This window comes from Streptomyces sp. A 4/2 (assembly GCF_940670765.1).
Taxonomy (GTDB): domain Bacteria; phylum Actinomycetota; class Actinomycetes; order Streptomycetales; family Streptomycetaceae; genus Streptomyces.
The window spans coordinates 20,592-27,187 of sequence record NZ_CALNVW010000026.1 but is presented as its reverse complement, the minus strand read 5'-3'; the positions used below and the strand labels follow the sequence as shown (position 1 = coordinate 27,187).

Below are 6,596 nucleotides of genomic sequence, written 5' to 3'. Positions count from 1 at the left end.
CCCGAACTGCCCCTGCCTATCGGCTACTTGCTGCCCTACTTCTCCGTGACCGGCTTGCGCAGCTGGATGTTCAGCTCGCGCAGCCGCGTCTCGTCCAGGACCGTGGGCGCGCCCATCATCAGGTCCTGCGCGTTGCCGTTGAGCGGGAACGCGATGGTCTCGCGGATGTTCGGCTCGTCGGCCAGCAGCATGACGATCCGGTCCACGCCCGGCGCGATGCCACCGTGCGGCGGGGCGCCGAGGCGGAAGGCGCGGAGCATCCCGGCGAACTCGTGCTCCACGGTCTCGCGGTCGTAGCCGGCGATCTCGAACGCCTTGAGCATCAGCTCGGGCTCGTGGTTCCGGATGGCGCCCGAGGACAGCTCGATGCCGTTGCAGACGATGTCGTACTGGTACGCCAGGATGTCCAGCGGGTCCTTCTCCTCCAGGTCGGCGTAACCGCCCTGGGGCATCGAGAAGGGGTTGTGCGAGAAGTCGATCTTGCCGGTCTCCTCGTCCTTCTCGTACATCGGGAAGTCGACGATCCAGCAGAACCGGAAGACGCCCTCCTCGAAGTGACCGGCGCGCTTGGCGGCCTCGACGCGGACCGCGGACATGATCTTGGAGACCTCGTCGAACTCGCCCGCGCCGAAGAAGACCGCGTGGCCCGGCTTGAGTTCGAGACGCTCGGTGAGCGCCTTGATGTCGTCCTCGGTGAGGAACTTGGCGATCGGTCCGGCGAGCGCCCCGTCGTCACCGACGCGCACCCAGGCCAGACCCTTGGCGCCCTGCTCGACGGCGTACGCACCGAGGCCGTCGAAGAACTTGCGGGACTGGCCCGCGGTGTCCGGGACGGGCAGCGCGCGGACGTGCTTGCCCGCGAACGCCTTGAAGCCGGAGTCGGCGAAGACGTCCGAGACGTCGACCAGTTCGAGCTGGGCGCGCAGGTCGGGCTTGTCGTTGCCGTACTTCAGCATCGACTCGCGGAACGGGATGCGCGGGAACGGCGAGGTGACGTGGCGGCCGTTGCCGAACTCCTCGAAGAGCTCGGTCATCAGCTTCTCGATCGGACGGAAGACGTCCTCCTGCTCGACGAAGCTCATCTCGACGTCGAGCTGGTAGAACTCGCCCGGCGAGCGGTCCGCGCGGGCGTCCTCGTCGCGGAAGCACGGCGCGATCTGGAAGTAGCGGTCGAAGCCCGAGATCATCAGCAGCTGCTTGAACTGCTGCGGGGCCTGCGGGAGCGCGTAGAACTTGCCCGGGTTGAGGCGGGACGGCACCACGAAGTCACGGGCGCCCTCGGGGGAGGTCGCGGTGAGGATCGGGGTCGCCATCTCGTTGAAGCCGAGCGCGACCATCTTCGAGCGGATCGAGGCGATCACGGACGAGCGCAGCATGATGTTGCGGTGCATGCGCTCGCGGCGCAGGTCGAGGAAGCGGTACTCCAGGCGCCGCTCCTCGTTGACCCCGTCCTCGGCGTTGATGGTGAAGGGGAGCGGGGCGGCGGCGCCGAGCACCTCGACCTCACCGACCTCGATCTCGACCTCACCGGTCGGCAGCTCCGCGTTGACGTTCTCGGCGCCGCGCGCGGACACCTTGCCGTCGATCCGGACGACCGTCTCCTTGGTGACCTTGGAGAGCGCTTCGTTGGCCGGGGTGCCGGGGCGGGCGACGAGCTGGGTGATGCCGTAGTGGTCACGCAGATCGATGAAGAGGATGCCGCCCAGGTCTCGGCGATTGTGCAGCCAGCCGCTCAGCCGGACGTCGGAGCCGACGTCGGAGGCGCGCAGTTCGCCGCACGTGTGGGACCTGTACCGATGCATCATTCATCCAGTTCTTCGCGAGACAGGCGGGAAGCGGGAGATCCAAGACGTTCTCACACTCCGGACCAGGGTACCGCCGGGCCCGCACTGCCCCTACGGGGTTTGCCCCGGGGACCGCAGGACGGGGTTCACGGCGTGGGACGGCAGGCGGCCCTCTCCCGGGCGCTATCACTCCGCCCCCCATGCGGCGATCGGTTGAAACCGATCGGCGCATGGGGGGTGGGTGAAGGAGCGGTGCTGGGGTGCGTGCATCGCAAGGCGGCGGATCGAGGCATGGCAGCGCCATGGTGATTGACGGCAACGCCGCGAGGTGCGTGCCCCAGCACCGCGACGCCACCCCCCCATGCGCCGATCGGTTTAAAGTGGGGCAATGCGCACCGAGGAGGTCCTGGCCGCCATCGCCACCGGCCTGTGGCGATGGGACAACGTCGCCGGGATCGTCACGCTCGACGCGGAGGCGGCCCGGCTGCTCGGACTGCCCAACGAGCCGGCCACTCTCTCCGAGGCCACTGCCCGCTCCCGGTTCCACCCCGTCGACTGGAACGAGACCAACGGGATCGTGAACCTCGCCGTGGCCGAGGGCACCCTGGCCGAGGCCCGGATGCGCGTCGTGGACGAGTCGGGCCAGGTGCTGCGCACCGTACGGAGCCGCTCGAAGCCGCTGATCAGCGCCCACGGCTACGTCCTGGTCGGCACCCTTCAGGAGACCGCGGAACCGCAGCCGCGCAATGCCGCCCACACCCCCATCACCGGCGACTGGCGCCGCTCCCGCGAGGCCTTCCTGCTGGACGCGGGCCGTGCGCTGGCCGAGGCCCGGTCCACCGAGGAGGTGCTGCGGGTCGCCGCCTCGCTGTCCATGCCGGGCTTCGAGCCGGACGGCCTCGCGGTCTTCGGGGTCACCGGGGACTGGCTGACGCTGATCGGGCACCACGGGCACCACGGGCAGCAACCCGGCGTGGCCGGGCCGCAGGACCACTTCCCGCTGCGTATCGACACGAACCACCCGGCCGCCGAGGTCGTCAGGACGGGCCGGGCCGTCTATCTGCCGACCCCGGATTCGTACCGCGAGCGGTACCCGGAGATCTGGCCCTACGTGCGACCGCTCAACCGGCAGTCCTGGGCCTTCGTGCCGCTGGTCGACTCGGGGGTGACCATCGGCGCCTGGATGGCGGCCTTCACCTACCGGGTCGGGTTCTCGCCCGACGAACGCGCGGTGCTGACGACCGTCGCCCGGATGCTGGCCCAGGCCCTGGCCCGCGCCGGGGTCGCCGACAACGAGCGGGAACTGTCGATGGGCCTCCAGCGCTCGATGCTGCCGATGCTGGGCCCACGCATCCCCGGGATGTCGGTCGCCGCCCGGTACGTGCCGACCGGCGGCGCGCTCCAGGTCGGCGGCGACTGGTACGACATGATCCCGCTGCCGGGCGGCGCCGCGAACACGGACGGCAAGGGCGGCGGCCGGGTCGCGCTGATCATCGGCGACGTGCAGGGGCACGACGTACGGGCCGCCGGGATGATGGGCCAGCTGCGGATCGCCCTGCGCGCGTACGCGGCCGAGGGGCACCCTCCCGACGCGGTGCTCGCGCGCGCCTCGCGCTTTCTGTACGGCATCACGGACGCGCAGGACGCCTACGACGCGGGCGGGGAGAACGGCGAGGCCGAGGACTCCGGCCCGCGCTTCGCGACCTGTCTCTACGCCGAGGTCGATCCGGCCACCGGCACCCTCGACATCGCCCGCGCCGGACACCCCGACCCGACCGTGCGGATGGTCGACGGCACGGTACTGGTACGGCCCGTGGACGGCGGACTGCCGCTCGGTGTCGAACCGGACAGCGACTACCCGACGACCCGCCTCGTGCTCCAGCCGGGCGAGACGCTGATGATGTGCACGGACGGGCTGATCGAGACCGGCGGGCACGATCTCGACACCGGGTGGGCGAGGATCCTCCGGACGCTGGAGCAGTACGACGGGGACAATCTGGAGGCGCTGGCCGACGCGCTGGTGCAGACCGTCCACGGGCCTCCCGAGCGCCACCACACCGGGCCGCACTCCGACCGCCGCGAGGACGACATCGCGGTCCTGCTGATGTCCCGGCCGGGGGAGCCCGTACGGCCGGGCACCACCCGCCGCATCTCGCTGACCGTCGCCCAGTCGCAGCCCGAGCGGATCTCGGGGTGCCGCCGGCAGCTGCGGGAACTGCTGCACGACTGGGCGGACAGCGAGCAGGTCGACTCGGCCGCGCTGATGGTCTCGGAGATGGCGACGAACGTCCTGGTCCACACGGACGGGGACGCCCGGCTGGTCGCGGAGGTCAGCGGCGAGCCCGGCACCCGCCGGCTGCGGGTCGAGGTCGCGGACGCCAGCGACGAACTGCCGCACAAGAGGCGCCCCGGCGAGATGGCCTCGTCGGGGCGGGGGCTGATGCTGATGGAGATGCTGGCGGACCACTGGGGGGTGGATCCGCAGGGCTCGGGCAAGTCGATCTGGTTCGAGCTCTACGAGTCGGGCAACGGTCCGGGCGGGACGGACGGCCCGGATTCCCCGCCCGATTCCCCGCTCCCCCTGTCCGAGCTGTCCGAGCTGACCGAGGAGCCGCCGTCCGAGCCGCCGTCGCCGTCCGAGCCGCCGTCGGCGTCCGGCTCGACGGAGTAACGCTTCCGCAGCTCACCGATCACCCCGAAGGCCGCCGCCGCCACCGGTACGGCGAGAAGCATCCCCAGCAGCCCCGCCACGCTCGCCCCGGCGGCCAGCGACACCATGATCATGGCCGGATGCATCTGGACCGTACGGCTCTGGATCGCCGGCTGGAGCACATGCCCCTCCAGCACCTGTACGGCGAGGACGACGCCCAGCGCCCAGAGCGCGATCACGAACCCCCGGTCGGCGAGCGCGACCAGCACGGCGACCGCGCCCGAGAGGAACGCGCCGAGATACGGGATGTACGCGCCGACGAACACCAGCGCCCCCAGCCCGATGGCACCCGGGATCCGCAGGATCAGCAGGCCCGCGGTGATGCAGACGGCGTCGATCAGTGCGATGAGGGTGGTCCCGCGCATGAAGCCCTCGACCGCCTCGAAGGCGCGCCGGGCCATGGCCTCGACCATGGGTGCGCTGCGGGGGGCGATCGCGTGCGCGAGTCCGGGTGCGCGGTCCGCGTCGCGGAGGAAGAAGAAGGTCAGCAGCAGGGACAGCACGCTGGTCGCGATGAGAGTGCCGATCAGACTCAGCCCGTTCAGCAGCCCTCCGGCGGCCCCGGCCCCGAACTTGCCGAGCAGTTGCTTGGACTTGTCGGCGATGTTGGTGATGCCGTCCCCGGTGGTCACCCCGAGGTGGTCGGCGACCCACTTCCCCGCGTCCTTGAGCGAGGCGACGATCTGGTCGCCGTTGTCGATGAGCGCGGTGGCGACGATGTACCCGGCCCCGCCCACGACCGCGACGAGCGCGGCACAGGTCAGCCCGGCCGCGAGCGACCGGTTCAGCCGCATCCGTACGAGCCACCGGTGCACCGGCCCGAGCAGCGCGGTGCCGAGCAGCGCCAGCAGTACGGGCGTGACGGCGCTCTTGAAGGTGACACTGAGCCAGACGGCCACTCCGGCAACGCCGGTGACGAGCAGAGCGACGATGCACCAGGCGGCCAGCCGCCGGACGTGGACGGGGAGAAGCGGCTTCTGGGTATGCACGGGTCCAGCCGACCACGCGGCCGGGGGTCCGGCCCGTTCGCCGGGGCCGGGCGGGTGGCGCGGGGCGGGCAAGTGGCGCGGGACGGCGGATGTGCGGAACGGGGTGCCTGCGGCGCAGGCACCCCGTTCGGCGATCGGACCGGGACGGGACCTACATCCCGTGCACCGCCGGGATCGTTCCCAGACGCCCGCGCTGGAAGTCCTCGAACGCCTGCCGGAGTTCGGCCTCACTGTTCATCACGAACGGCCCGTAGTGCGCCATCGGCTCCCGTATCGGGCGCCCGCCCAGCAGCACGACCTCCAGGTCGGGGCTCTTCGCGTCCTGGGTCTCGTCCGCGCGGACGGTCAGCGAGGACCCGGCGCCGAACACCGCGGTCTGCCCGGTGTGGACCGGCCTGCGGTCCGTACCGACGGAACCCCGCCCGGCCATCACGTACGCGAGCCCGTTGAAGTCCTCGCGCCACGGCAGCGTGACCTCCGCGCCCGGCCGCACCGTCGCGTGGATCATCGTGATCGGCGTGTGCGTGATCCCGGGGCCCTCGTGCCCGTCCAGTTCACCGGCGATGACCCGGAGCAGCGCGCCCCCGTCGGGGGAGGTCAGCAGCTGGACCTGACCGCCGCCGATGTCCTGGTAGCGGGGGGCCATCATCTTGTCGGCCGCGGGGAGGTTCACCCAGAGCTGGAGCCCGTGGAAGAGCCCGCCGCTCACGACGAGCGACTCCGGCGGCGCCTCGATGTGCAGCAGCCCGGCGCCCGCGGTCATCCACTGGGTGTCGCCGTCGTTGATCGTGCCGCCGCCACCGTTGGAGTCCTGGTGGACGAAGGTACCGTCGATCAGGTAGGTGACGGTCTCGAAGCCGCGGTGCGGATGCCAGGGGGTGCCCTTGGGCTCGCCCGGCGCGTACTCCACCTCACCCATCTGGTCCATCATGATGAACGGGTCGAGGTACTGGTAGTTGATCCCCGCGAAGGCACGGCGCACCGGGAATCCCTCACCCTCGAAACCCCCCGGCGCGGTCGACACCGCCAGCACCGGACGCGGCACGGCACTCTCGGGCGCACTGACGCGCGGCAGGCTCAGCGGGTTCTCAACGGTCACAGCAGGCATGGCGG

Annotated in this window: 3 protein-coding genes and 1 pseudogene; 1 reads left to right on the top strand and 3 read right to left on the bottom strand. The window is 71.1% G+C overall.

The features are described from left to right. Positions 1 to 35 precede the first annotated feature (35 nt). Positions 36 to 1,802, bottom strand: a complete 1,767-nt coding sequence (gene aspS, locus NBY69_RS20310) for an aspartate--tRNA ligase (protein ID WP_250302462.1) — start codon at positions 1,800 to 1,802, stop codon at positions 36 to 38. A gap of 370 nt (positions 1,803 to 2,172) precedes the next feature. Here aspS and NBY69_RS20305 point away from each other — a divergent pair. Then, positions 2,173 to 4,317 (top strand): annotated as a pseudogene (locus NBY69_RS20305) (SpoIIE family protein phosphatase); the annotation flags it as partial. On the opposite strand, the gene NBY69_RS20300 reads toward NBY69_RS20305, so the two are convergent. Further along, positions 4,299 to 5,483, bottom strand: a complete 1,185-nt coding sequence (locus tag NBY69_RS20300; RefSeq protein WP_250302458.1) for an AI-2E family transporter — start codon at positions 5,481 to 5,483, stop codon at positions 4,299 to 4,301. The pseudogene NBY69_RS20305 and the gene NBY69_RS20300 sit on opposite strands and share 19 nt — an antisense overlap. 151 nt (positions 5,484 to 5,634) lie before the next feature. After that, on the bottom strand, positions 5,635 to 6,591 hold the full coding sequence (locus tag NBY69_RS20295; protein ID WP_250302457.1) for a pirin family protein: 957 nt from the start codon (positions 6,589 to 6,591) through the stop codon (positions 5,635 to 5,637). Positions 6,592 to 6,596: the final 5 nt, after the last annotated feature.

What these genes read in the sequence shown, in the direction of transcription:
- aspS (WP_250302462.1), bottom strand. Translation starts at nt 1,802, where the DNA reads ATGCATCGGTACAGGTCCCACACGTGCGGCGAACTGCGCGCCTCCGAC.
- NBY69_RS20295 (WP_250302457.1), bottom strand. Translation starts at nt 6,591, where the DNA reads ATGCCTGCTGTGACCGTTGAGAACCCGCTGAGCCTGCCGCGCGTCAGT.